Annotated in this window: 23 protein-coding genes; 16 read left to right on the top strand and 7 right to left on the bottom strand. The window is 45.5% G+C overall.

Annotation, left to right across the window (positions count from 1 at the left end; all coding sequences use genetic code 11):
• Positions 1-6 precede the first annotated feature (6 nt).
• The 4 genes from AC58UW_RS01520 to AC58UW_RS01505 are packed head-to-tail and all read left to right on the top strand — an operon-like array spanning position 7 to position 3,413.
• Positions 7-852: a sugar phosphate isomerase/epimerase family protein gene (locus AC58UW_RS01520; protein WP_497418956.1), complete on the top strand. Its 846-nt coding sequence runs from the start codon at positions 7-9 to the stop codon at positions 850-852.
• A 13-nt stretch (positions 853-865) separates the two neighbouring features.
• Positions 866-1,666 carry an alpha/beta fold hydrolase gene (locus AC58UW_RS01515; protein ID WP_497418955.1) on the top strand — a complete coding sequence of 267 codons (801 nt, stop codon included), beginning with the start codon at positions 866-868 and terminating at the stop codon, positions 1,664-1,666.
• Between the two features lie 28 nt (positions 1,667-1,694).
• Positions 1,695-2,591, top strand: a complete 897-nt coding sequence (locus AC58UW_RS01510) for a sugar phosphate isomerase/epimerase family protein (RefSeq protein ID WP_497418954.1) — start codon at positions 1,695-1,697, stop codon at positions 2,589-2,591.
• 3 nt (positions 2,592-2,594) lie between these two features.
• Positions 2,595-3,413 carry a sugar phosphate isomerase/epimerase family protein gene (locus AC58UW_RS01505; protein WP_497418953.1) on the top strand — a complete coding sequence of 273 codons (819 nt, stop codon included), beginning with the start codon at positions 2,595-2,597 and terminating at the stop codon, positions 3,411-3,413.
• Between the two features lie 71 nt (positions 3,414-3,484).
• On the opposite strand, the gene AC58UW_RS01500 is transcribed toward AC58UW_RS01505, so the two are convergent.
• Both AC58UW_RS01500 and AC58UW_RS01495 read right to left on the bottom strand, forming a co-directional pair.
• Positions 3,485-3,913, bottom strand: a complete 429-nt coding sequence (locus tag AC58UW_RS01500; protein WP_497418952.1) for a YuzB family protein — start codon at positions 3,911-3,913, stop codon at positions 3,485-3,487.
• Positions 3,914-3,974: 61 nt separating this feature from the next.
• Entirely contained in the window at positions 3,975-4,709 is a 735-nt protein-coding gene (locus AC58UW_RS01495; protein WP_497418951.1) for a phytanoyl-CoA dioxygenase family protein, read from the bottom strand.
• Positions 4,710-4,842: 133 nt separating this feature from the next.
• Here AC58UW_RS01495 and AC58UW_RS01490 point away from each other — a divergent pair, with 133 nt between their 5' ends.
• The 6 genes from AC58UW_RS01490 to AC58UW_RS01465 all read left to right on the top strand — a co-directional run bounded on the left by AC58UW_RS01490 (position 4,843) and on the right by AC58UW_RS01465 (position 10,985).
• Positions 4,843-5,685, top strand: coding sequence for a helix-turn-helix domain-containing protein (locus tag AC58UW_RS01490; RefSeq protein WP_497418950.1), 843 nt, complete (start codon positions 4,843-4,845; stop codon positions 5,683-5,685).
• A 199-nt stretch (positions 5,686-5,884) separates the two neighbouring features.
• Entirely contained in the window at positions 5,885-7,579 is a 1,695-nt protein-coding gene (locus tag AC58UW_RS01485; RefSeq protein ID WP_497418949.1) for an ABC transporter substrate-binding protein, read from the top strand.
• Between the two features lie 66 nt (positions 7,580-7,645).
• Positions 7,646-8,578 carry an ABC transporter permease gene (locus AC58UW_RS01480; RefSeq protein WP_497419317.1) on the top strand — a complete coding sequence of 311 codons (933 nt, stop codon included), beginning with the start codon at positions 7,646-7,648 and terminating at the stop codon, positions 8,576-8,578.
• A gap of 21 nt (positions 8,579-8,599) precedes the next feature.
• Complete coding sequence (locus AC58UW_RS01475; protein WP_497419316.1) at positions 8,600-9,523, top strand: carbohydrate ABC transporter permease; 924 nt, start codon at positions 8,600-8,602, stop codon at positions 9,521-9,523.
• Positions 9,524-9,535: 12 nt separating this feature from the next.
• Positions 9,536-10,636 (top strand): fatty acid desaturase family protein, encoded by a 1,101-nt coding sequence (locus AC58UW_RS01470; RefSeq protein WP_497418948.1) that lies wholly within the window; start codon positions 9,536-9,538, stop codon positions 10,634-10,636.
• A gap of 28 nt (positions 10,637-10,664) precedes the next feature.
• Complete coding sequence (locus AC58UW_RS01465; RefSeq protein ID WP_497418947.1) at positions 10,665-10,985, top strand: MocE family 2Fe-2S type ferredoxin; 321 nt, start codon at positions 10,665-10,667, stop codon at positions 10,983-10,985.
• A gap of 217 nt (positions 10,986-11,202) precedes the next feature.
• Here the strand turns inward: AC58UW_RS01465 and AC58UW_RS01460 are convergent, their stop codons facing one another.
• The 3 genes from AC58UW_RS01460 to AC58UW_RS01450 form a co-directional block, all read right to left on the bottom strand.
• Complete coding sequence (locus tag AC58UW_RS01460) at positions 11,203-12,045, bottom strand: helix-turn-helix transcriptional regulator (RefSeq protein ID WP_497418946.1); 843 nt, start codon at positions 12,043-12,045, stop codon at positions 11,203-11,205.
• Positions 12,046-12,083: 38 nt separating this feature from the next.
• A complete protein-coding gene (locus AC58UW_RS01455; RefSeq protein WP_497418945.1) occupies positions 12,084-12,842 on the bottom strand; it encodes a phytanoyl-CoA dioxygenase family protein in 759 nt (252 codons plus the stop codon).
• 241 nt (positions 12,843-13,083) lie between these two features.
• Positions 13,084-13,944, bottom strand: a complete 861-nt coding sequence (locus AC58UW_RS01450; protein WP_497418944.1) for an enoyl-CoA hydratase/isomerase family protein — start codon at positions 13,942-13,944, stop codon at positions 13,084-13,086.
• 216 nt (positions 13,945-14,160) lie between these two features.
• On the opposite strand from AC58UW_RS01450, the gene AC58UW_RS01445 reads away from it, so the two are divergent.
• Both AC58UW_RS01445 and AC58UW_RS01440 read left to right on the top strand, forming a co-directional pair.
• Positions 14,161-14,997 (top strand): M15 family metallopeptidase, encoded by an 837-nt coding sequence (locus tag AC58UW_RS01445; protein ID WP_497418943.1) that lies wholly within the window; start codon positions 14,161-14,163, stop codon positions 14,995-14,997.
• Positions 14,998-15,168: 171 nt separating this feature from the next.
• Complete coding sequence (locus tag AC58UW_RS01440) at positions 15,169-15,678, top strand: GNAT family N-acetyltransferase (RefSeq protein WP_497418942.1); 510 nt, start codon at positions 15,169-15,171, stop codon at positions 15,676-15,678.
• A 126-nt stretch (positions 15,679-15,804) separates the two neighbouring features.
• Here AC58UW_RS01440 and AC58UW_RS01435 read toward each other — a convergent pair whose 3' ends face one another.
• Positions 15,805-16,152 (bottom strand): hypothetical protein, encoded by a 348-nt coding sequence (locus AC58UW_RS01435; protein WP_497418941.1) that lies wholly within the window; start codon positions 16,150-16,152, stop codon positions 15,805-15,807.
• A 170-nt stretch (positions 16,153-16,322) separates the two neighbouring features.
• Here AC58UW_RS01435 and AC58UW_RS01430 point away from each other — a divergent pair, with 170 nt between their 5' ends.
• Positions 16,323-17,162: an MFS transporter gene (locus AC58UW_RS01430; protein ID WP_497418940.1), complete on the top strand. Its 840-nt coding sequence runs from the start codon at positions 16,323-16,325 to the stop codon at positions 17,160-17,162.
• Between the two features lie 146 nt (positions 17,163-17,308).
• Here the strand turns inward: AC58UW_RS01430 and AC58UW_RS01425 are convergent, their stop codons facing one another.
• Positions 17,309-18,949, bottom strand: coding sequence for a multicopper oxidase family protein (locus AC58UW_RS01425; RefSeq protein WP_497418939.1), 1,641 nt, complete (start codon positions 18,947-18,949; stop codon positions 17,309-17,311).
• A 259-nt stretch (positions 18,950-19,208) separates the two neighbouring features.
• Between AC58UW_RS01425 and AC58UW_RS01420 the strand changes: the two genes are divergently transcribed.
• The 3 genes from AC58UW_RS01420 (at position 19,209) to AC58UW_RS01410 (ending at position 22,294) form a co-directional block, all read left to right on the top strand.
• On the top strand, positions 19,209-20,162 hold the full coding sequence (locus AC58UW_RS01420; RefSeq protein WP_497418938.1) for an aldo/keto reductase: 954 nt from the start codon (positions 19,209-19,211) through the stop codon (positions 20,160-20,162).
• Positions 20,163-20,240: 78 nt separating this feature from the next.
• Positions 20,241-21,188 (top strand): hypothetical protein, encoded by a 948-nt coding sequence (locus AC58UW_RS01415; protein ID WP_497418937.1) that lies wholly within the window; start codon positions 20,241-20,243, stop codon positions 21,186-21,188.
• A gap of 197 nt (positions 21,189-21,385) precedes the next feature.
• Positions 21,386-22,294 carry an SDR family oxidoreductase gene (locus AC58UW_RS01410; RefSeq protein ID WP_497418936.1) on the top strand — a complete coding sequence of 303 codons (909 nt, stop codon included), beginning with the start codon at positions 21,386-21,388 and terminating at the stop codon, positions 22,292-22,294.
• Positions 22,295-22,316 lie beyond the last annotated feature (22 nt).

Here is a 22,316-nt window from a genome sequence, read left to right as displayed (position 1 = left end):
CGATTAATGAAGATCGGTATGAATTTATTGCTTTGGACGGATCAGCCTAAGCCTTCCGAGCATTTAGAATTGCTACAGTCTATCAAGCAGTGGGGCTTTGACGGGGTGGAGTTAGCTGCCGACTCGATGGATTCAGCGGATGCGCGCGCTTTTGGCTTGATATTGAGGGAGCTTGGCCTCGGATGCACCGCAATTGCCGCACTTGATGCAGGCTCGGCGGATCCGGCGAGCCGGGACAAGGTGCTGCGGCAGTCTGCACTTAAAACGCTGAAGCGGGCGATCGACAACACGAAATCTTTGGGGGCGGAAGTGCTGTGCGGGCCATTATTTCAGGGATTGGGACGTTTTTCCGGCCATGCTCCACAGCGGGATGAGTGGGATTATGCCGTTGAAACGCTGCGCGAGGCCGGAGAATACGCGGGTTCAGTTGGCGTAAAGCTAGCGCTGGAGCCGATAAACCGCTTCGAGATGTATTTGGTGAACACGCTTGCAGATGGAGTGCGTTTCGTGAAGCAGATAGGCTTGTCTAACGTTGGCTTACTAGCGGATACGCATCATGGCAACATCGAGGAACGCAATGTGCCTGAAGCTTGGCGTCAGGCGGCGGCGCACATCGTGCATGTTCATATTTCAGAAAATGACCGCGGAGTGCCTGGCTGCGGTCATGCGGTACCAAAAGAAATATTTGAGGCGCTTACAGAAATCGGTTATGACGGTTGGCTCACAATCGAAGCATTCGGGCAACAGGTTCCCAGACTGATCTCACGACTCCATTTGTGGCGGGATTATGCGAACCACCCGGATGATGCCGCACGTTTGGGTGTTCAATATATTCGGCAGCAATTAGGTTAAGGAGGTTCGGTTCATGCCAATCGTTCACGCAAACGGGATAGAGCTTCATTATACGGAAAGAGGCCAAGGCCAGCCCTTGGTTTTACTGATGGGTCTTGGGGCGGACGGGAGCGTCTGGGAGGAGCATGTGCGCGTCTATGAACAGCATTATCGCTGCATTATGGTTGATAACCGGGGAGCGGGCAGCTCCGACAAGCCGGAAGGCCCTTATACGACACGGATGATGGCCTTAGACACCATCGGATTGTTGGACGCGCTTAGGATCGACCAAGTGCATTTGTCCGGCATCTCGATGGGCAGCGCCATTGCGCAGGAGGTGGCTTTGGCCGCTCCGGAGCGTGTCAGGTCTTTAACGCTGAACTGCTCGTGGTCGGAATGCGATACGTACACTACGCGCATCTTCGAAACGTTCCGTGCAGGCTATCAAGCGATGAGAGCAGATGATTTCCAGAAGCTGCTGCAGCTCATTATTTACACGCCGGCTTATCACGAACAGCATCTAGATAGACTTATTGAAGGTCAAGACAACGCATTGACAAACGACAATCCGATGCCGCTTCATGCGTTTCAAGCGCAATGCAGCGCTTGTATGTCTCACCATACGATTGGCAAGCTCGGGGCAATCACTGCTCCTACGCTGATCACTGTTGGAGACCAAGATATATTTACGCCGGTTCATCTGTCGTTGTCGATTGCAAGAGAGATTCCTCATGCTGAGCTAAGCATATTTGAAGGCAGCGGCCATACGCATCACTGGGATCGGCTGCAGGATTTTAACCGGATGACGCTAGATTTTCTTAACCGTCATCAATGATCTGAATAAAGCTTAAGGAGTGATTGCATTGAATCCCAAAATATCAATTGGCTCTTGGGCGTTCGCTTTCGGCCCGTTCGCTCGGTCCCCGTGGCCGTTTACACAAATTTTGCAGTATGCCGGGGCATCCGGTTATGACGGTGTGGAAATCAATGGCTTTGCGCCTCACCCTACCCCATACAGCCATCCGACCAAGGAGAGCCGTCAGGTGCTGTTGGAAGAGATTCAATCTTATGGGCTCGGGATATCCGGCTATGCGCCGGATTTCACCTCGGTGCCCCCCGACCGGTGCAACAAGGACGATTATTTGGAGCTGCTGAGAACGTATATCACGTTTAGCGCTGATTTGGGCATTGATACAATTCGTGTGGATACGGTCAGTCCGCCGGTGGAATTGTCCGTGGGTGAGTATGAGGACAATTTCAATAGACTCGTTGCTACTTGGAGGGCATCGGCAGAGCTCGCTGCAGTGGCGGGAATGACCATCGTTTGGGAGTTCGAGCCCGGCTTTTGGCTGAATAAGCCAAGCGAAGTGAAGCGGCTTGTGGAAGCCGTGGGTCACCCTGCCTTCAAAGTATTGTTCGATACGAGCCATGCGTATATGAGCGGAGTTGTCGGTGCGCGCCATATTGGAGAGAAGGAGCTGCTGCAGGGAGGTATTATTGAATATGCAAAGTTGCTCCAAGATCATATCGGTCATCTGCATCTCATCGATTCAGATGGAACGCTTCACGATGAAGAAACGAGCACGCATGCTGCATTTGGGGCGGGGAAAGTGGATTTTGCCGGCTTTTTATCGGCAATGAGACCGGTCATATCGCAGATGGAATGGTGGTGCGTGGATTTCTGCTTTAATGCGGAAGTTGAGGAATGGGGCCGGCGCGCAATTCCTTTCATTCGCGAGGCGATCAAGGAGGTTGATTAAGCGGTGGCAATTCAATATGGATTTCAAACATATACGTGGCAAATGTCTTATGCGAAATATGGCAATCAGTTGGACCATATTCTCGATGTGATCAAGCAAGCGGGAGCTGCAGGTGTAGAGCCAGAAGTATGCATGCTCGGGCCGTATACGCAGGAACCGGCTGCATTGCAGGAAGCGCTGGCGCGCCGGAACTTGCGGCTCAGCGCCCTGTGTCTCGCGCTCGATTGGCGCGGACCTGAAGAAACAGAGGCTGAACGAATGGAAGCGGATCGGGTGATTCAGTATTTACAGCTTTTCCCCGATACGGTTCTGACGCTGGTACAGCTTCCAGGCAAGGACCGGAGCGATCTGGAGCAGCGGCAAAAGAATGCGGTGGCAAACATTAACGTCGTTAGCCGCCGAGCATCCGAGAAAGGGATCGTTTGCGCCTATCATCCGAATTCGCCCGCGGGGTCTGTCTTCCGCATCGAGCAGGACTATCGAATTTTGCTGGAAGGACTCGATCCTCGGTACTGCGGCTACGCCCCGGATACGGGACATATTGCCAAAGGAGGGATGGACGTGGAAACGGTTTTCCGCACGTACCGCTCCCTGATCAAGCATGTTCATTTCAAAGATATGAACACCATGACGGGTGCATGGTCAGCTCTGGGTCTAGGCTTAATCGATCATCTGCGCATTGCGCAGTATTTGAGCGCTACGGGGTACGACGGGTGGATTATGGTCGAAGAGGAATCAGCTGCAGCGGAGGCGGATCCCGATCTGGTGACTTTGGAGAACGGAATTTATATACGAGAAAGGCTAACCGCAGCAGATCAATAACGAATCAAATGCTAAAAAACGCCATCCCGCTTAACAATGCGAAGGGATGGCTTATCTTGACTTAAATCAGTTCAAATGACTTCAGATGAGGCATAATCGTTGAACTGTGCATGTTCTTCCTGTGCGATTTCGAGTTTAGCTCGTAAATCGATCATTTCTTTTGCGATTTGAACGAATCGGGCATTGAGCGCGCAGGCCGTCTCAAAATCATTTTCATTACATAGGCGCATAAGCAGGCTATCAAGTTGAACTTCCAACTCCTTAATACGAGCCATCATGCTGTCATGAACCGAATGCGGAAAGGCTGATAGTGGTGTCAGCGCATACGTCTCACCATTGCGGATGTAATGAGCTGAACGGCGGCATGTGCCGCAATTGTTCAAACACCGCTCGACCTGTATGGAGCAGCCGACTTGCTGCAGCTTGGCCAAGTCATCGCTCAGCTTATGATGGATAACGTTCGAAAGACAGAAACGGATGCTGTTAGAATCTCCTGACATGTCAATCACTCCACTCCGGAGCTGAATATCGCTACCAGTAATGCTGCGCATTTCATTGCGCTCACCTCGCTTGCTTGAGGTACACATACTCGCCATTCTTCGTCATGACCGGTCCGTTATCAAACGCAATCCCGGTCTCGGGATTCACAGCACCTGCTGCGGAATATTGAAGCACCAAGCCTTTGCGGGTTGCGCTGCTGCGGTTCGGCGTGCTGCGGTGGAACAATAGGGAATGAAATATCACCATACTCCCGCTTTTCAGCGGAACCGGAATGCCCGGGTCTTCTCCAAAGTAGCACTGCCATCCGATATCTGTCTTCTTGTGTTCCACAAAACCTTGTTTATGAGATTCCGGCATAACCCAGATGCAGCCATTTTCTAAAGTAGCGTCCTCCAAGGCGATCCAGCAGGTTAAATAATGCATCGGTTCGATCGGTGCATAGCCGTTGTCCTGGTGCCAAGGGAAATCCCGGTTTGCCTCAGGGCGTTTATACACCGACTGGTCAAAATAGAGCTGGACATCCGGACCCAAAATATCCATTGCGATGGCTGCCATTTTATCCTGACAACAAAACTGTTGGATATCTTCACTTTTTTTGTTGAGCTGCGCGTTGAAATTGATTTGCCCAGGGATATTAAGAAAATTTTGTCCTAATTTTTTCAATTCTTTTTCGGCTTGCTCATCGAGTGCATCAATCTGCGCCGTCACTGCGTCGATCTCCGCTTTCGAAAAAAATTGATCAAAAATAATATAGCCTTGATCTTTGTACTGCTTCAGCTGTTCATTGGTTAGCATGGCTATTCGCTCCTTCAAGTTGGTTTTAGGAAGAATGTGATTGTGATTTTATTATGCTTACAGGCAGGATCTTCTCACAATGGCGAAACCGAACTACTTATTGTAAATTTGGAACATGACGGGGGTGCTGTTGGTGCACACAAAGCTTAGTATCCGTGAAAATATGGACTTTTCTTTGTATCATGTCGAGAAAGCCGCGTATGACTCGTTTCACCTGGAAATGGTCAAACCGTATTGGACGGTTTCATTTGTGCTGGAAGGAGAAGTGGAATCAAGGTCGTGCGGTGTGGCGGATATGGCGAAGACCGGGGATGTGATGATCCACCCTCCGAATTTGCCATTCACGGAAATTGCCGTCGGACCAGGGGTTCATCTGTGGATGTTGATCGATGTACGGGTCATTCCGCAGCTCAGCTTTTTTCAACGGTTTCCCGTAAGCCGGGTCATCACGCTGCTTCATGCGGATAGTTATGCATCCGCCTTTGAGGTGCTGCTCCATGTTTGGAATGAGCCGCCGTCACCGCTTCGCGATTATAAGGGGATATCGATTGCCATTCAGCTATTGGGTGACATTTTGGAGAGCTGGATGGTTTCCGGCAGCCCAAGCCGACCTGCCTCGAAGCTTTCTGCCGAGGACCGATTTCTTCAAGTCGTGAAGCATATGGAAGATAATCTCGACAAAAAGCTGATGAGAGAAGATTTGGCCCAGCTGATGCATCTGCATCCGAGTTATTTTAACAGGGTGTTCAAGCAAACTTACGGCGTGTCGTCGGTGCAGATGCTGAAAATGCTGAGGCTGCGCAAAGCTATGCAGATGCTGGAGGAGCCGGACAATACGCTCGATCGGATCGCAGCGATGTGCGGGTTTGGCGATGCCGCCTATTTCAGCAAAATATTTAAGGAAAGCATAGGGAAAACGCCGGGAGATTACCGAAAAAGTATCAAAAGTACAAAAGAAGGCTTTGTATCCACTTGAGCGCACAACGGATTCTTCAGGCTGCAAATTTTTATCGCGCTGCCTGATAAAGATGTTCCAAAAATACAATAGGTTGTTCACATCGTAGATTGTCCGCGGTTTGAAAGCTCCCCTATACTTTATGTATGTTCCAACATGACATGTTTAAGGAGTGTAGACCATGATCCGGAACCAATTAGCGGGAAGGGGCAACAAACAAATGAAAAACAGAAGTTTCAGGTTCGTATCTTTGATGCTTGCAATGATGATCTGGATGATCGGTTGTTCCAATGCCAGCACTACGAATCAAAACGCAACCGCTTCCAATGCACCAAAATCGCAGACGGACGACCTGTCAAAACCAGCAAAGCCACCTGTGACATTTACTTACTTTAATGCGGCGCGTCCAGGCAAAGATGTCAATACGAACGAAACGACGATCGGTAAAAAGTTAGAGGAGCAGACTGGGGTTAATTTTAAAATTGAACATCTAGTCGGTGATATTAATACGAAAATCGGGGTTATGGTTGCCAGCGGAGATTACCCGGATGTGCTTATTCCGGATAGTGCAATGGATAAAGTTCTCGATGCCGGGGCCTTTATTCCGTTGAACGAGCTTTTGAAGGAACACGCGCCTAACATTATGAAGCTCTATGGTCCTTACTTGGAAATGATGAAGGCTAAGGATGGAAACATATATCATATTCCATTCGAGGCGGCGCAGGGATATATGCCTGACCCGAATCCGACTTCCGGCTTCTGGATTCAGCGGGGCGTGCTGAAGGAATTCGGTTATCCAACCGTTACAACGCTGGATGAATACTTCGACATTATTAAGCGTTATAAGGAGAAACATCCTCAAATCAATGGAAAAGATACAATCGGATTCGAAACTCTGACGCATGATTGGAGATTCTTCACGCTTACGAATCCGCCTATGCATCTGGCCGGTTATCCGAATGACGGCGGCGTTATCGTCGATATGAAGACGCACGAGGCGCAATATTACGGCGATAATGAGGTTACGAAAAGGTATTTAAAAAAGTTGAACGAAGCGAACAATCAAGGCTTATTCGATAAAGAATCGTTGGTAGCGAATTATGATCAATATTTGGCCAAAATTTCATCTGGTCGCGTGCTCGGCATGTTCGATTACGCATGGCAATTCCAGCCAGCGAGCCAAAGCTTGCTAAAAGAAGGCGACGACGATAGAAGATATATTGCTTTGCCTATCGTATTTGACAAGGGGACGAAGGACCAATTCTTGGATCCGCCTACATTTGTTCAAAATCGTGGAATCGGCATCACCGTCAAAGCTAAAGATCCGGTTCGCATTATTGAATATTTCGATAACATGGTGAGGGAAGAGAATCAGAAACTCATTAACTGGGGGATTAAAGGTGAAACCTACGAGGTGGAGGCCAACGGTAAATTTACCCGCTCACCGGAACAAATTAAGAAAACGAGCGATCCGAGCTTTCAGCAGCAATTTGGCATCGAAATTTACGGCTACTTATGGCCGATGATGGGCAACTTCAGCGTATTCGCCGACGGCAATCCCAAAAATCCGAGTTTGCAGCCGACAGTAGTGGAACAAGGTTATACGGATGGAGACAGAGCAATTTTGAAGGCCTATCACGCAAAAGTATTCTCCGATATGTTCTCGCCGCCTGATGAACGCAAATGGTACCCGGCATGGAGTGCAGGGATTGAAAAAGGCACGCCGGAAGATATATTTGTCCCAAAAAGCGGTGACCTGCAACGCAAATATTTCCCGAAAATGATCTTAGCCTCGGCAGCCGATTTTGGATCGCTATGGGATGAATACATCAAAGAATTCAACAAATTAGATGCCAAAACTTATGAAAATACGATAACCCGAATTGTAAAAGACCGCATTAACGGTAAATGGTAAACGCTTTCGATTGGGGTGAATACAGTGGCTGATTCTATTGCAAAGCCAGCAACCCTTAAGAGGACGCTGGTACTTAAACCGACAGGGGCTAAACTTTTTTTCATCAAATTGAGAAATCAAAAAGCATTAGCCGCCATGTCCTTGCCGTTCGTTATTTGGCTGCTCTTTTTTAAATATGTCCCCATATGGGGCTGGACGATCGCTTTCCAAAACTTTAAACCGGCGAAAAAGCTGGCTGATCAGCAGTGGGTGGGATTCGATAACTTTAAATTTTTGTTTCTGGACGATGGATTTTATCGAGTCATGCGCAATACTGTGGTCATGAGCTCCATCAATCTGGTGCTTGGCTTTGTGACTGCGATTACGCTGGCTATCTTATTAAACGAGTTGCGCAGGGCAATGTTCAAACGGTTCGTGCAAACCATCAGTTACTTACCTCATTTTATTTCTTGGGTCGTGGCGGCCAGCATCGTTTCTAGCGCTCTATCGACTGAGGACGGTATTGTCAATATTTTGTTGATGAAGCTTCATGTGATTAACGAGCCTATTCTTTGGTTGGCTGAGGGGAAGTATTTTTGGGGCATTCTTGGTGCAGCCGAAGTGTGGAAAAATGTAGGGTGGAATACGATCATTTATTTGGCTGCGATGACGACGATCGATCCGACCTTGTATGAGGCGGCAGAAATGGATGGGGCGAGCCGATTTAGGAGAATTGTGCATGTCACTTTACCTGCATTGAAGCCGATTATTGTTATTTTGCTTATTATGAATTTAGGCAACATCCTGGAATCTGGCTTTGAGCCTCAATACTTGCTCGGCAACGGATTGACAGCAGACTATTCCGAAAATCTGGATATATTCGTTCTGAAATACGGGATTGCGATGGGTAAATTTTCGTTCGCGACCGCTGCTGGTATGTTCAAGACAGTCATCAGTTTTATTTTTCTCTTCTCTGCAAATCATTTGGCTAAGAAATTAGGCCAACCACGGCTGTTTTAAGGGGGGACGAGGACGTTGTCAATGAAATCCATTTCAGCCAAAAGAAGTGACAGCCGTTTAGGCGATCGTATTTTTGATTGTAGCAACTATGTGTTTATGATTATGCTCATCGTCGTTACGCTTTATCCTTTCATGAATACGCTGGCGATTTCATTGAATGATGCCAACGATTCGATTAGGGGCGGCATCTTCCTCAAGCCGAGAGTGTTTACTTGGTATAACTACGCGTATGTGTTCAAGGAAGCGAGCATTTTTCATGCGACACTTGTTTCCGTGTTGCGGACCGTGCTCGGTACTGTTATATGCGTATTTTGCTCAGCGATGGTAGCTTATACCATCAGCAGGCAGGAGTTCGTGCTGCGCAAGTTCGTAACCATCGCTTTTGTGCTGACGATGTATTTTAACGGGGGATTGATTCCGAATTATTTGCTGATCAAAGAGCTTCATTTGCTTAATAGTTTCTGGGTGTACATTATTCCAGGCGCGGTGGGCGTGTTCAATGTAATCGTCATTCGCTCCTTTATCGAGGGGCTTCCGGAGGGGATTTTGGAAAGTGCTCGCATGGACGGATGCGGCGAATTTACTACATTTATGAGAATTGTCCTTCCGCTATGTACTCCGGTGCTTGCCACCGTCTCGTTATTTGTTGCGGTCTGGCAATGGAATTCTTGGTTCGATGTGTTTCTATATAATTCATCTAATATTAATTTAAGCACATTACAATATGAATTAATGAAAGTATTGCAAAGCTCGAACGCTTCTCTATCGCAGAAATCGGCTGCAGATGTGTTCAGCAATGTGGCCGGACAAACGACGAATCAGGTTACGCCGCTTTCCTTAAGGGCAACAATGACCATTGTGGCGAGTCTGCCAATCATCGCAGTCTATCCATTCTTGCAAAAATATTTTGTGAAAGGGATGACCTTGGGCGGAATTAAGGGATAAGGGGGATAAAAAATGGCTAATCCCAATGTAAAAAGAAGAGACTATCGTGTGAGTGGTCCTGAAAACAAACGCGCACAGGACAAGGGACTGGCAGAGGCGGATTGGTATACGTGTCCGATTCCACGCCAGCGGCTTAAGGAGCTTATGAAACGAAAAGACAGGCCTGCGATTCGAGACACAATCATCTGGTTTGGCATGCTTATCGTACTGGGAATTTTTGCTTACTATTCTTGGGGATCATGGTTGGCCATTCCAGCATTCGCACTTTACGGCATTCTATACGCAACTCCCGGTGATTCAAGATGGCATGAATGCGGTCATGGGACAGCTTTCAAGACGCCATGGATGAATGAAGTTCTGTATCAGATCGCATCCTTCATGGTTTTGAGGTCGGCAACACCAATGCGATGGAGTCACACCCGCCATCATACCGATACGATTATCGTCGGCAGAGATCCGGAAATCGTGATGGAGCGACCTCCTATTTGGAAAATTATATTTATGCAAATTTTTCATCTCTATGGGGGACCGCGAGAATTTTATAAATTCTTCCTTCATTGCTTCGGCAAGCTCGACAAGGAGGAATATACATATATTCCTCCATCGGAGCACAGGAAAACATTTTTGGAAGCTCGTGTATACTTGCTTATTTATGCAGCTATCATCGTGTGGTGTATGCAAGCGGGAAGCCTTTTACCGGCCATGTTTGTCGGCTTACCTTCTTTTTATGGCATGGTATTTGTGCTTCTATTCGGTATGACACAGCATTTAGGGCTGCATGAAGATGTGCTTGACCATCGGTTGAACACGCGTACGATCTACATGAACCCTATTCTACGGTTTCTTTATTGGAATATGAATTATCATGTCGAACACCATATGTTCCCCATGGTACCCTATCATGCTTTAGCGGAGCTGCATGAAGAGATCAAAGGGGACTGCCCGCCAGCATCCCGTAGTTTCGGGTCTGCTCTTAAGGATGTGATAGTTGCACTTGTGAAACAGGGGAAGGATCCTGCATTTACAATCGATCGTCCTTTACCAGGTACTGCCCGTTCCTATAAGTTTGGTCCAGAGGAAGGGGTGCTTGAGTCGGATCGTGTTGCCACTTGAATGATGCGAATAGCTGGAGGAATCGGAGATGGAACATAAAGGTTGGATTGAAACATGTGCTGCTGAAGATATCAACCAAGAGGATGTCGTGCGGTTTGACCTTGGAGACCGTACATTTGCTGTCTACCGAACGGATAATAACGAGTTTTTCGCGTCAGACGGCTTTTGTACACATCAAAAAATTCATTTGGCTGACGGCTTAGTTATGGGCCATACCATAGAGTGTCCGAAGCATAACGGTCGATTTGATGTGAAGACCGGAGAGCCTAAGCGTGCGCCGGTTTGTGTCAAGCTTAGAACTTATCCTGTCAAAGTAGAGGTTGGCAAAGTGTATATCAAAATTGACTGAGCCAACGCTCCCCCATTAATATTGCCGGGAGCCCTATCAGCAATTAATATCTTCTTAATACGCCAAGTCATGTCGGCGATACCCAAAGAACTTTATGAAAGCGCACGTTTGGACGGCAGTGCAGAATGGGGGACGATGCGGCAGGAGCTGTAAAAGGATGATCAATCAAGCCCGGCATTTCGCTTTGTAAGCGCTGGCCGTGCTTGATTCTAAATCCCTATGGTTTCGTTTCTCCAGAACCAAATGGCTTGTTGTAGTTCTCCTTTCGAATTTCACTGGGTGTCAGACCGGTATGGCGCTTTATGGTGCGGGCAAAATGGTAGGAGGTTTTGAAGCCGGACTGTTCGGCTACTTCACCGATATTGAGGCCTGTGCTGCGCAGTAATTCCAAGCCCTTCTTAACTCGGTACTGCCACAAGTATTGTATCGGCGTAACCCCTTCATCACGCTGGAACAGGCGTATCATATGCTCGGGCGTTTTCCCGGTAATTTGGGATAAATCGTTAAGGTTTAGCTCTTCACCAAATCTTTCGTGTATGGTTTCTACAGCAAGGAGAACAGCTGGATGTTTCAGGTGATTCAGTCCCAAATGCAAATACTCCGTCGCATACAACCACACAGCGGAATGGCCTAGAGCTTTTACGACTTCCTCCCCCGAAGAGCATCCGTCGTTTTGCAAAGAAATCAGCATATTCGTCAATTGATTTAGTCGCGTCGTCAAAGGGATGTAAAGCGGTAGCGACTCGAAATAAGCCGCTGCATCCGGTAATAGTGGCTCGACAGTCACAGCAATCCAACGGTGCCACGTGTCACGTTTCTCATGAAAATGAAACATCTCCTCATGTCCCGGTTTGAGCAGCGCAATGCTCTCTGGAGGAACAGTGAAGGGTACACCGTCAATTTCTACAATCATGGAGCCGCTATGTACCAGGACAAGCTGCAGATCCATCTGAATACGGGGACCATATTTTCCGCCGGGGCCATAGACTACGGTACCTGCGTAGGTATGGGTTACAACAAAAGAAGGTGGAATGACTTCCACCTTGGTTTCTGTTTCCATTCGATCATTCCATCCCTCTCGGAAAACCTTTTCTTTCATTATACAAGAGGGATTTTCTTTTTTAAATCTTCTCTCTCAATCGTTGAGTCATGGCGGATGTAGTGGCAGACATAGGAACGTCTCCAACGGTTGGATCGGTTTCGTGTAGAAGAGTGAATAAGGTTGCTGTCAAAAATTAATACATCCCCTTTATCCAAAATAACCGGAATTTCCTTGCTTAAATCGATGTCTTCCACCTCATGGGTCCAAGCTTCGTGTTCCTGTAGGTTTTTCACATCGCCGTGGGGTAGAATTCCGAGTTTCTGAGAGCGGGGGATGACATACAGACAGCCGTTTTCTTCATTTGTATATTCCATGGCAACCCATGCTGCGGTCAACGTATTCGGATCGTTCTTAATATAGTAATAGTCTTGATGCGCAGCTTGCCCGGGAGAGCCGGGTTCTTTGTAAAAGTACATGCTTTGTACGCCTGTGGCTTCATCACCCAGAACTTGGGCCAGTGCCCCGCGTACAACCGGCAATTTCATCATTTGTAAAGAAAAGCCGTCATTCAGATGAGGATTGAACAACCGGATGGAAAAGCGGTCCTTGTCATCCACCACGGCTCCGCCTTTTCTTGGTTTTGCCCATTCGGGCATAGATTCGGAAGAACGGATAGAATGAATATGCGAGTTAAAGGCATCGATCAGGTCGTCGCTGCAGCCTTTTTTAATAATAATATATCCGTCTTCATGGTACTGCTTGATCTGTTCCGGTGTTAGTGGATTTACTCTCTCCGATTGAACTTGAATATTCATAAAAAAGCCTCCTTGGTTAGTTTAAAACTGATGAGTAATTCCTTCATATCTATAATAATAGCCCCTTTAAAAGGGGAATAAAATGCACATGAATTAATAATTTTGTGTCTGTAATTGATAAAAACGGAGCACCGCGACTTGGCGGGCTCCGTTTTCTAGTTAATTATGGATTATCACATATACAGAACTATCTGTATGATTATGAGTTCTATCCTTATACTTGTCTACTAATAACTTACAACTACACGTGAGTTTTACTAACGGTGTTTTCATTATTGAAGTCAATTTCACCAAGAACTTTACCGTAATTAAGTTCGAGATCGCTGTATGTGCCGTGGCCATGTTTAGTGAGGATAGGAATCCGTTTAGGAGGACCTTCCCACTTGTAGGCGCTGAAAAAGATTTTCATCGATTCATCAAGCTCCTGCGCCGTCGGCAAATCGTGACGAATATTGACAAGATGCTTGATTTCCGTAATAGCTCGTTTATCGAAGGAAGCCACACGTTGCGCGAATCGTTCTACGAAATTTTCAAACTCGGCATCTGGGATAGCACGATTTACCCAACCATAACGCTCGGCCGTAGCAGCATCGTAATCATCGGCGCTAAGCGCAATTTCGAGCGCGCGAGCGCGGCCAACGACTCTTGGGAGTTGTTCCAGGCCACCACCGCCAGGGAACAGTCCGAGTCCGATTTCAAATTGACTTAGAATTGCTTTTTCCAAGCTGGCGAAACGGATATCTGTCGCAAGAACAAATTCCGATCCGATACCGCGTGCGCGCCCACGGATGGCGGAAATTGTCACAACAGGGAGTCTAGACAGTTGAGAAGCAAAATGAGCCCACGGGAGCAACCCGTCTGGACGAGGGGTGAGCAGGTATTTCGTTCCAGCAGCCGGAGTGAAGTGAGAAATGAAGAAATCTGGATTCGCGCTGTCAAACACAATGACTTTAAGCTCTTGATCAGCCTCAGCCAGCTCCAAAAGCCTCATATACTCAGGGATTGTGTTATCATCAATCAAATTTAGAGGCGGATTGTTAAAAGTAACTCTCCAATAGTTAGCGTTTTTACGATCAATCGTTAGCTGCGTTAATTCGGACATCGTTCATACACTCCTAATGATTTTTGATTAAAGCAAACCTGGATGGAGCCGAAGGAAGGATTGATTCGCAACTAACTTTCCCCGACACGATTGATGGTATTCTAAATCCAGAATTTTTTGTTGTTCATTGGAAAAAATAATACAGTAGGATATTCATTGTAATTTCAGTTATCACCGTACTCTTAAATAGAATCAAGCATACGGAGTGTGGAACTAATGAAAACATGCAATCAAACAAAAGTAATTGTAGTGACGGTAATCATCACTTTGACTGTTGTATCCGGTTGTCGCGTCAAAGGTACTGACCAAACAGCTTCTCCTGAGCCAAGCCCTATAGTAACACCGACGCCCACCCCAATGCCCACTCCTACGCCTGTGCCAAGCCTGCCAATGCCGACTCAGTCGGCAGCGCCAAAGCAGACGCCTGAGACTAAGCCAAAACCGAAGACTGCGGTTCAAGTAGTAGCTAATCCGACAACCATTGCCGTGTTAGTTAATAAATCATTTTCATTACCGAATCCATATATTCCTAAAGATCTAGTTGAACCAAACGTAGACTTTATTTTCCCGGAGCACTCAGAAAAACGATACATGCGCAAAGAAGCTGCAGGAGCCCTTGAAAGCCTTTTTAAAGCTGCCAATGCCGATGGTTTGCCGCTTGCAGGCGTATCTGCTTACCGCTCATTTGAAACTCAACAGTATCTATATAGCCATTATGTGGAAAAGGACGGCGAAGCGGAAGCAAACAAATATAGTGCTAAGCCCGGGCAAAGTGAGCATCAAACAGGACTGGCCATTGATGTATCTGGGGACGATGGCAAGTGTGCGGCAACCGATTGCTTTGCGGCGACACAGGAAGCAACATGGCTTAAAAATCACGCTGCGGATTGGGGCTTTATTATCCGATATCCGAAGGGCAAGGAGAAAATTACGGGATATCAATATGAACCTTGGCATATCCGATATGTCGGGGTAGACATGGCAAAAGAAATTGCAAAGCAAGGGACCACACTAGAAGAGTTCCTTGCTAAAACCTTGCCAGTCAATAAATAAATCAGCGTTAAGGGTAGTACCAGTACGTATGCTCTCATAAGCCGCTAACGGCGACTCCGAAAGGGTGATCACTTAATTAATAATTAATTTATACCTTCCATTTTATATCCATTTACTACATTATTAGAATATTATTGAAACTATAATGAATCGTTGGAAAGGGGGGCAGGTATGAAAATTGAAGTTCAACAATTATCTATTAACAGTTGTAATGAAAAGTATGAAATGCTACAAAGCATAAGGAACAACGAAAATGGTTTTTTCAACCCAGTATATGAAATGTCGTACAAAGAATATCTTCTGTGGCTTCAAAGGGAAGACGATTATTCGAAAGGGCTTAATCTGCCTGATGGTTGGATTCCTCAAACAACTTTCTTCTTATACATTGATGAAAAGCCTGTTGGTATAGGAAGAATTAGACATAGTTCTAGCAAATATTTAGAAAGCCTAGGTGTCGGCAACATGGGGTATGCAATTAGTAAAGTGCACCGTGGTAAGGGTTACGGGAATATTCTATTTAAGGAATTATTAGAGAAATGTCTCTCGTTTGGTTATGACAATATTAAGTTATTTCCATACAAAAACAATATTCCAACTGTTAACATCATGCTCAAGAATGGCGGACAGATAGTTGATTCTCTTGATGACAATAAATATATAGTAGTAATACCCACGAAATAGCATGTAAACGATAAACTATGAGAATAAACAGGGAGCATTGCCATGGCAATGCTCCCTGTTTTCGTTGGTTGTGTTTGAAAAGCAAAATGCCATACTCTTTTATAGGATTAGCAACTTAAGAAATAATTACTCAGCTAAATTAAAACAGAGTTTTCTCAATTGTTCAATGATGCTTTTAAGCTCATGCTCTTTCTTCAAAAACTGAAGCATAGCAAGGATTAGTACAGATCTAGGCTGCTCTCGCTCTACTTCCTCCTGGAGTATAACGAGCGCTTCATGCAGTTCGGTTTTGTGATGATTCGTTATTGCCAATTCTTTTAGGGTAGAGAAAAGAAGTTCGAACAACTTACGTCTTTGATCAATTACAGAAACAGAGTTTCCCTTACAAGTTGATTCTACATAACTATCCATCATCGTATTTTGTAAAATTGCTTTTGGTTTCTTATTGAGGACGCCGACAACAACCTCCTCCAAGAGATCCACAATAAATACAGAAACATCTTTGATATTTAACGGCCTGTTATCAAAAATGATTAAGAATATATACTCTTTAACGATTCCGTTATAAATCGACACAAGGTCCCATATATTAAGTTCTATTAGATAAATTTGGAGCCAAACGAATATTCCTTATTACGATTACCTTGTTTACTATTGGTTCAGTGCTTTGTGCTTTCGCCCAAACTCCTGAGATGCTCATATTATTTCGTATCATACAAGGTCTTGGCGGTGGAATGGTAACTCCGATCGGTATGGCAATGGCTTTTAAGATGGCCCCTCCCGAAAAAAGAGGAGCCGTTATGGGGATGCTTGGTATTCCTATGTTAATTGCCCCAGCTACAGGCCCTTTGCTATCTGGATGGTTAATTGGAATAGCAGCTTGGCATTGGATTTTCCTAATCAATTTGCCTATTGGCGTCGCTGCCCTGATTTTAGGTCTTAAACTTCTGCCCAATCAGCAGCGTGGTAAAGCACCTGCCCTCGATATTCTAGGAATGATTCTCGCACCGATCGCCTTTTCCATGCTAACTTATGGTGTGAGTGAGGGGGGACAGGGCTGGAGTTCCACTGGCGCATTAACGGGATTGATTGTTGGGGGTGTCACACTTCTCCTATTCATTTTCGTGGAGCTACGTCATAAGCAACCATTACTGGAGCTGCGTGCATTTAAATCATCAGATTTTACCCGCGGTATTCTTATAACTTGGGCTTTACAAGCCTCCATGATCGGGACGATTCTTTTGAATCCCTTATTCCAACAAAGCGTATTAGGTCGAACCCCCCTCGTAAGTGCGGCGATCTCTCTCCCCATTTCTTTCGGAGGTCTACTATTTACGCCATTCGCGGGGAGATGCAAAAAGCAGGTATGCCTTCTGAATCGTCGAAGGCTTGTTAGAACATTATCAACTTATGAAGTTAGGACACACAGCAAAAGTTTCCAATGCCGTAGAAGAAATAACCGGACAAAAAGCAACCTCTTTTGAGACTTTTGCTCAAGTAAATAAGGAAGCATTTAAGTAGACCCCCTTTAAAATATAAATAATTATGACCCACAGCCCGTCGCTGTGGGTCACTTTTTTCAACCATTAAAGTAGAAGGTTTATTTTCTACAAATAGTAAGACATTCGCGCTATTGGATAACAATATACGGTCTCATCATTTCATTATCCTCATGCTCCAATACATGACAGTGCCATACATACAATCCTGTATAAGGACCAAACTTCATAATAATTCGAGTTACTTGGTTAGGATTAGCTCGAACAGTATCCTTCAATCCTCGTTCTTGCGGTTCTGGAGGGATCGCCGGACCCGTATACTGGATGATTCCCTCCTTGTTAAACTTTTCAGCATCAATATCTCTGCGGTCGATTATTTGAAAATCAACTAAGTGAAGATGAATCGGGTGTGAATCCGGAGAAACGTTAATGAGATACCATATTTCTGTTGATCCTAATTTAGGGTTTTCACTTATCGGGGCGTCCCACTGTTTATTATCCAAAAGCATGTATGGGCGACCGAACTTATCCAGATCTTTTTTAAATGATAAATATCTATTCTTTGAGACTGCCTGTTCGTTTATTTCTGGCACCGAAACCAGATTAGCAGGAATCACACTTGTATCAATAGTTGAGAGCGGTAGCACCACTCTAAACTGCATCACGATACCTGTATTTTCGTCTACCGGAACCCCGCTCGGGAAGGGAGTAGGGGCATCGTTGGTCATGATTACATTCTTGCCTTCCAGATTGGTAAAATCAATGATTACTTCTGCTCGTTCTGCTGGAGATAACATAATTTCTGTAACTCCTATTGGGAACTGCATGAAACCTCCGTCCGTAGCAATTTGATACAGAAGTTGTCCTGAATCAAGCTTAATCCTAAAAAAACGAGTATTGGCTCCATTTAACAGCCTAAATCGGTATTTTCGTGGTTCCACGTTTAAATAGGGATGTACTTTGCCATTAACCAAATTGGTTTCTCCAATAAATTGAGGAACGACTGACGTTTCTAATTCTGGAATAGATGGATCTGGCTGCTTTGGATAAAATAGAGAACCGTCTTTATTCAAAGTCTTGTCCTGAATAATGAGGGGAATTTCATATTGTCCACTTGGTAAATTCAATAAGCGTTCCCGTTGATCTCTAACCAAATAGAAGCCTGCCAATCCAGCATAAACGTTAAGCCTTGTAATCCCAAGCGTATGATCATGATACCAGAGGGTACATGCTTGATTGCAATTATCATACCGATAGACTTGCTTTCTAAAATAACGGCCAACTTCTTTGAATCCTTTTGTAAACCAAGCCTCCGGGTAGCCATCGCTTTCCCATTCGACACAAGCACCATGTACGTGTACTACCGTTCGAACTTCCGGTACATCCTTATGTGCACCATGTACTGTATGGTCTACTGGCAAAAGATGCTGATTTGGAAGATTGTTGATCCATTTAATAAACACTACCTCTCCGCTAGATACTTCAATCGTAGGTCCTGGATAGCTGCCTTCATAGCCCCAAACCGTTGTATCATTTAACTCACTATGGAGAGATTGTTTGAATTCCGTCATATTCACCTCGTAATAAGTATGAAATTGATCTTTCCTACGAGGTTTCAAAACAGGAGGAATGGGAAGTTCATCTACAAATTTAGAAAGCGTTTTATTAGGACAGGGTTTAGAGAAGGCTTGCAAGTTATGCGAAAAGCCGTTACTAAACTTCATAAAAATACCCCCATCTGCTTGCCCAGAAATACGAAACTCTGTCGTCATAAATTACTGTTATGACAATATAGAAGTCTCTATTCAACAATTTTAGGTCATATAGTGAACAGTATGTTGATGAGGATTAGGAAAATGAGAGGGTTATGGTGGCATATTATGCAAGCAACAGTTAACTTCAGGTAACTTAGTATAAAAGTTTTCACTTCTTCTCATAACAGGAATGACTATCTATAATTGAAATGTTAGATGAATGCACATGTTGATTCTAAAAGTATTCTTTTTCATTATTAACGAGAGGTGAGAGATCATGGAATATGTAAAGCTTGGGAAGTCAGGCTTGAAGGTATCGCGAATCAGCTTGGGATGTTGGAACTTCGGAAGCGCGACACCGCGTTGGGGAAAACCGGGCAAAGTGAGCCCGGAGGATTCGATACGGATTATTCATGCCGCAGTGGATAAAGGAATCAATTTAATCGACAATGCCAATCGGTATACAGGCGGCGAAGCGGAAGAAATTCTCGGCCGAGCGGTCAAGGGAATGAGAAATAGGGTTGTCATAGCTACAAAGGTACACGGAGAAGTAGGGAGTGGTCCGAACGAGAAAGGGCAATCCCGTCAACATATCATGAGAGAAGTCGAAAATAGCCTTCGGCGTCTTGGAACAGACTATATCGATCTTTATCAGGCTCACGGCGTAGATTGGGATACCCCTCTGGAGGAATCGCTTCGCGCTTATGACGATTTGATTCGTCAGGGCAAAGTAAGATATATAGGATGCTCTAATTTTCCGGCATGGGTCCTCGCCAAATCGCTATGGGTCAGCGATGTCAACAAGATCTCAAGTTTTGTATCTGTTCAGCCCAATTACAGCCTGATCAACAGGGCTGTGGAGAAGGAACTGCAGCCGCTCTGCGTGGATCAAGGAGTTGGCATGATTCTGTACAGCCCTATAGGAGGAGGAATTCTCTCTGGAAAGTACGAGAATGTGATTCCCGAAGGAAGCCGTGGGTACATGGAGCCGGCAGTTGCCGAAAAGGCGGGAAAAGTTCAGTACGCGGTCAAGCAGTTGAGGGCAATAGCAAGCGAATTGGGAAAAACTCCTGCACAAGTCAGCTTGAACTGGATCATCCATCGTCCGGCTGTATCTTCCGCAATCATAGGTGTGAGTCGATTAGAGCAGCTGGAGGAAAACGTTGGGGCAGTCGGCTGGAAGCTCTCCGAAGAGCATGTACGTCAGTTGGATGAAGCTTTCGCCGAATAAACTGTATCCAATGCTGCTGAAGAATTTGATAGGAAACTGCCGTTTTAAAAAACTTGAACTTGTAAGGAGATTGCTGCGATGACAATACCTTTATTGTTCGGTCCTTACGGTAGCGCAGAGCTGCCCGATAATGTGAAGGATTATGGGGTCAATGCTGTGTGGTTTCACGGTTTTAACGAACATTCGTTCATGGAATGTGAAAAACGGGATCTGCATGCCTGTGTGGAATTTAAAACGTTTCGAGCAGATTTTGGACAGCATCCTGAACTGATTCCAATAGGAAAAGACGGTAAGCCGATTCGTTATGGCAAACTGGTGCAGGGCATTTGCTTATCGCAAAGAGAGTATCTGTCCCAAATCGAGGAGCAATTGATAGACGGGTTGAAGAAATTTCAACCAAGAGGCATCTGGCTTGACTATTTGACCTACGGAGGTTGGTTCGAAGAGCCGGAACCCGATTTGCAGGAAAGCTGTTTTTGTTCAACATGTATCGAGGATTTTTGTCTTCATACAAACATTGATGCAACGACATCGGATGAAATTTTATCGAATTATGCGAAGGAATGGACATTACACAACTGCCGGAAAATAGCCGGATTTGCGCTTCATTATTCGAAGATAATCAAGAACAAATTACCAGAATGTATAGTTGGTGCTTACATGTGCCCGTGGACTCCCGAACAATTCGACGGGGCTTTGACACGGATATTCGCCCAGGACTACAGATTGTTAAAAAAATCCATTGATGTTTTCACACCTCTCATCTACTGCACAAAAAGCGGCCAAAATCCGGGCTGGGGAAGGACTTGGCTCGAGCATTCGCATCATTTCGTACCCCGGGATTGTAATGTTCAACTGATCCTGGATGTTTTGGATTTTCCGATGAGCCTTACGAGATCAGCGACTTCCCAAGTACCGTCTTTTGGATTGCAAATGTTTGGTGGAGCCCCTTTATTCCAAGATCCGGATAAAGCCCTCTTGTTTAAATTCTCAGTTGAAGTGATCAGGGATCGTCTAAGTCAATGAACGCGAACGCATTGTTTCAAGGGATTACGATGCTAGTACGCTGTCTCATTTTACTCTTAGCTCCCCCCGAGGGGTGACTTTAAATCCATAACATATCTCTAAAACCTCATGAATAGACTTAGATGTGGCTCAGCATGGATCATACGAAGGGAAGTTGCTAGCCAACATCTTATGCAATTATTCGGAGGCGGTTACCCATGCAATTCTCCTATCCCGTGTACCCATTCCTTGGTTATCAAACGAAGGTCATACAGGAGCCAATAGCATTTCCACCACAGCATCAGGATCAGGTCCCTGGTCTCGAGTATCTCATGGTGCCGCGTCCCATATTTGATTACCCTGGGTACGTGGGCAGCTGCAAACTGAAAGGGAAGGTAGCGATCATTACGGGAGGCGACAGCGGATTTGGACGTGCGATTGCAGCCGCTTATGCGAAAGAAGGAGCCGACCTGGTTATTGTCTATTTAAATGAACATATAGATGCGGAAGAAACCAAAAAATACGTGGAGCAATTTGGTGTTCGCTGTTTGCTTTTGGCCCGAGATCTTCGCGATCCAGCGAGTTCGCCAGATATTATAGCTCAAACACTGAGCCATTTTAATAAATTGGATATCTTAATTAATAATGCGGGGGTTCAACCTTTTACTGGCAGTATCATGGACATTTCCGATGAACAACTTGAAAACACGTTTCGAACGAATATATTCCCCTTGTTTTATTTAACGAAAGCGGCTTTACCTTATTTGGCAAAAGGCAGTGCCATCATTAATACAACTTCAAGGGTCGCCTATGAAGGAGACAAGGATGTCATTGATTACTCCGCAACGAAAGGTGCAATTGTAAGTTTTACTCGCAGTATGTCACTGTCTTTGGCTGAGAAAGGGATCCGGGTCAATGCGGTCGCTCCTGGTCCGTCCTGGACGCCTCTGAATGTTAGTACCTACTCGAAGGAACATGTAGCCACTTTAGGTACAAACAGCCCGCTCGGACGTGCAGGACAACCTTTCGAGATAGCGCCAGCCTATGTATACCTTGCAGCTAATGAATCGATGTATGTCACAGGTCAAGTCATTCATGTGAATGGAGGTTTGATCCGCTACTCGTGAAAATAACCTAATTAGGAAATCT

Source organism: Paenibacillus sp. J22R160, assembly GCF_059692135.1.
The sequence above is the reverse complement of the archived record's forward strand: the minus strand, read 5'-3'. Positions and strand labels throughout refer to the sequence as shown.

Coding starts and splice junctions, on each gene's coding strand:
- AC58UW_RS01520 (WP_497418956.1), top strand. CDS start 7: ATGAAGATCGGTATGAATTTATTGCTTTGGACGGATCAGCCTAAGCCT.
- AC58UW_RS01515 (WP_497418955.1), top strand. CDS start 866: ATGCCAATCGTTCACGCAAACGGGATAGAGCTTCATTATACGGAAAGA.
- AC58UW_RS01500 (WP_497418952.1), bottom strand. CDS start 3,913: ATGTCAGGAGATTCTAACAGCATCCGTTTCTGTCTTTCGAACGTTATC.
- AC58UW_RS01495 (WP_497418951.1), bottom strand. CDS start 4,709: ATGCTAACCAATGAACAGCTGAAGCAGTACAAAGATCAAGGCTATATT.
- AC58UW_RS01485 (WP_497418949.1), top strand. CDS start 5,885: ATGAAAAACAGAAGTTTCAGGTTCGTATCTTTGATGCTTGCAATGATG.
- AC58UW_RS01475 (WP_497419316.1), top strand. CDS start 8,600: ATGAAATCCATTTCAGCCAAAAGAAGTGACAGCCGTTTAGGCGATCGT.
- AC58UW_RS01470 (WP_497418948.1), top strand. CDS start 9,536: ATGGCTAATCCCAATGTAAAAAGAAGAGACTATCGTGTGAGTGGTCCT.
- AC58UW_RS01465 (WP_497418947.1), top strand. CDS start 10,665: ATGGAACATAAAGGTTGGATTGAAACATGTGCTGCTGAAGATATCAAC.
- AC58UW_RS01460 (WP_497418946.1), bottom strand. CDS start 12,045: ATGGAAACAGAAACCAAGGTGGAAGTCATTCCACCTTCTTTTGTTGTA.
- AC58UW_RS01455 (WP_497418945.1), bottom strand. CDS start 12,842: ATGAATATTCAAGTTCAATCGGAGAGAGTAAATCCACTAACACCGGAA.
- AC58UW_RS01450 (WP_497418944.1), bottom strand. CDS start 13,944: ATGTCCGAATTAACGCAGCTAACGATTGATCGTAAAAACGCTAACTAT.
- AC58UW_RS01445 (WP_497418943.1), top strand. CDS start 14,161: ATGAAAACATGCAATCAAACAAAAGTAATTGTAGTGACGGTAATCATC.
- AC58UW_RS01440 (WP_497418942.1), top strand. CDS start 15,169: ATGAAAATTGAAGTTCAACAATTATCTATTAACAGTTGTAATGAAAAG.
- AC58UW_RS01425 (WP_497418939.1), bottom strand. CDS start 18,949: ATGACGACAGAGTTTCGTATTTCTGGGCAAGCAGATGGGGGTATTTTT.
- AC58UW_RS01420 (WP_497418938.1), top strand. CDS start 19,209: ATGGAATATGTAAAGCTTGGGAAGTCAGGCTTGAAGGTATCGCGAATC.
- AC58UW_RS01415 (WP_497418937.1), top strand. CDS start 20,241: ATGACAATACCTTTATTGTTCGGTCCTTACGGTAGCGCAGAGCTGCCC.
- AC58UW_RS01410 (WP_497418936.1), top strand. CDS start 21,386: ATGCAATTCTCCTATCCCGTGTACCCATTCCTTGGTTATCAAACGAAG.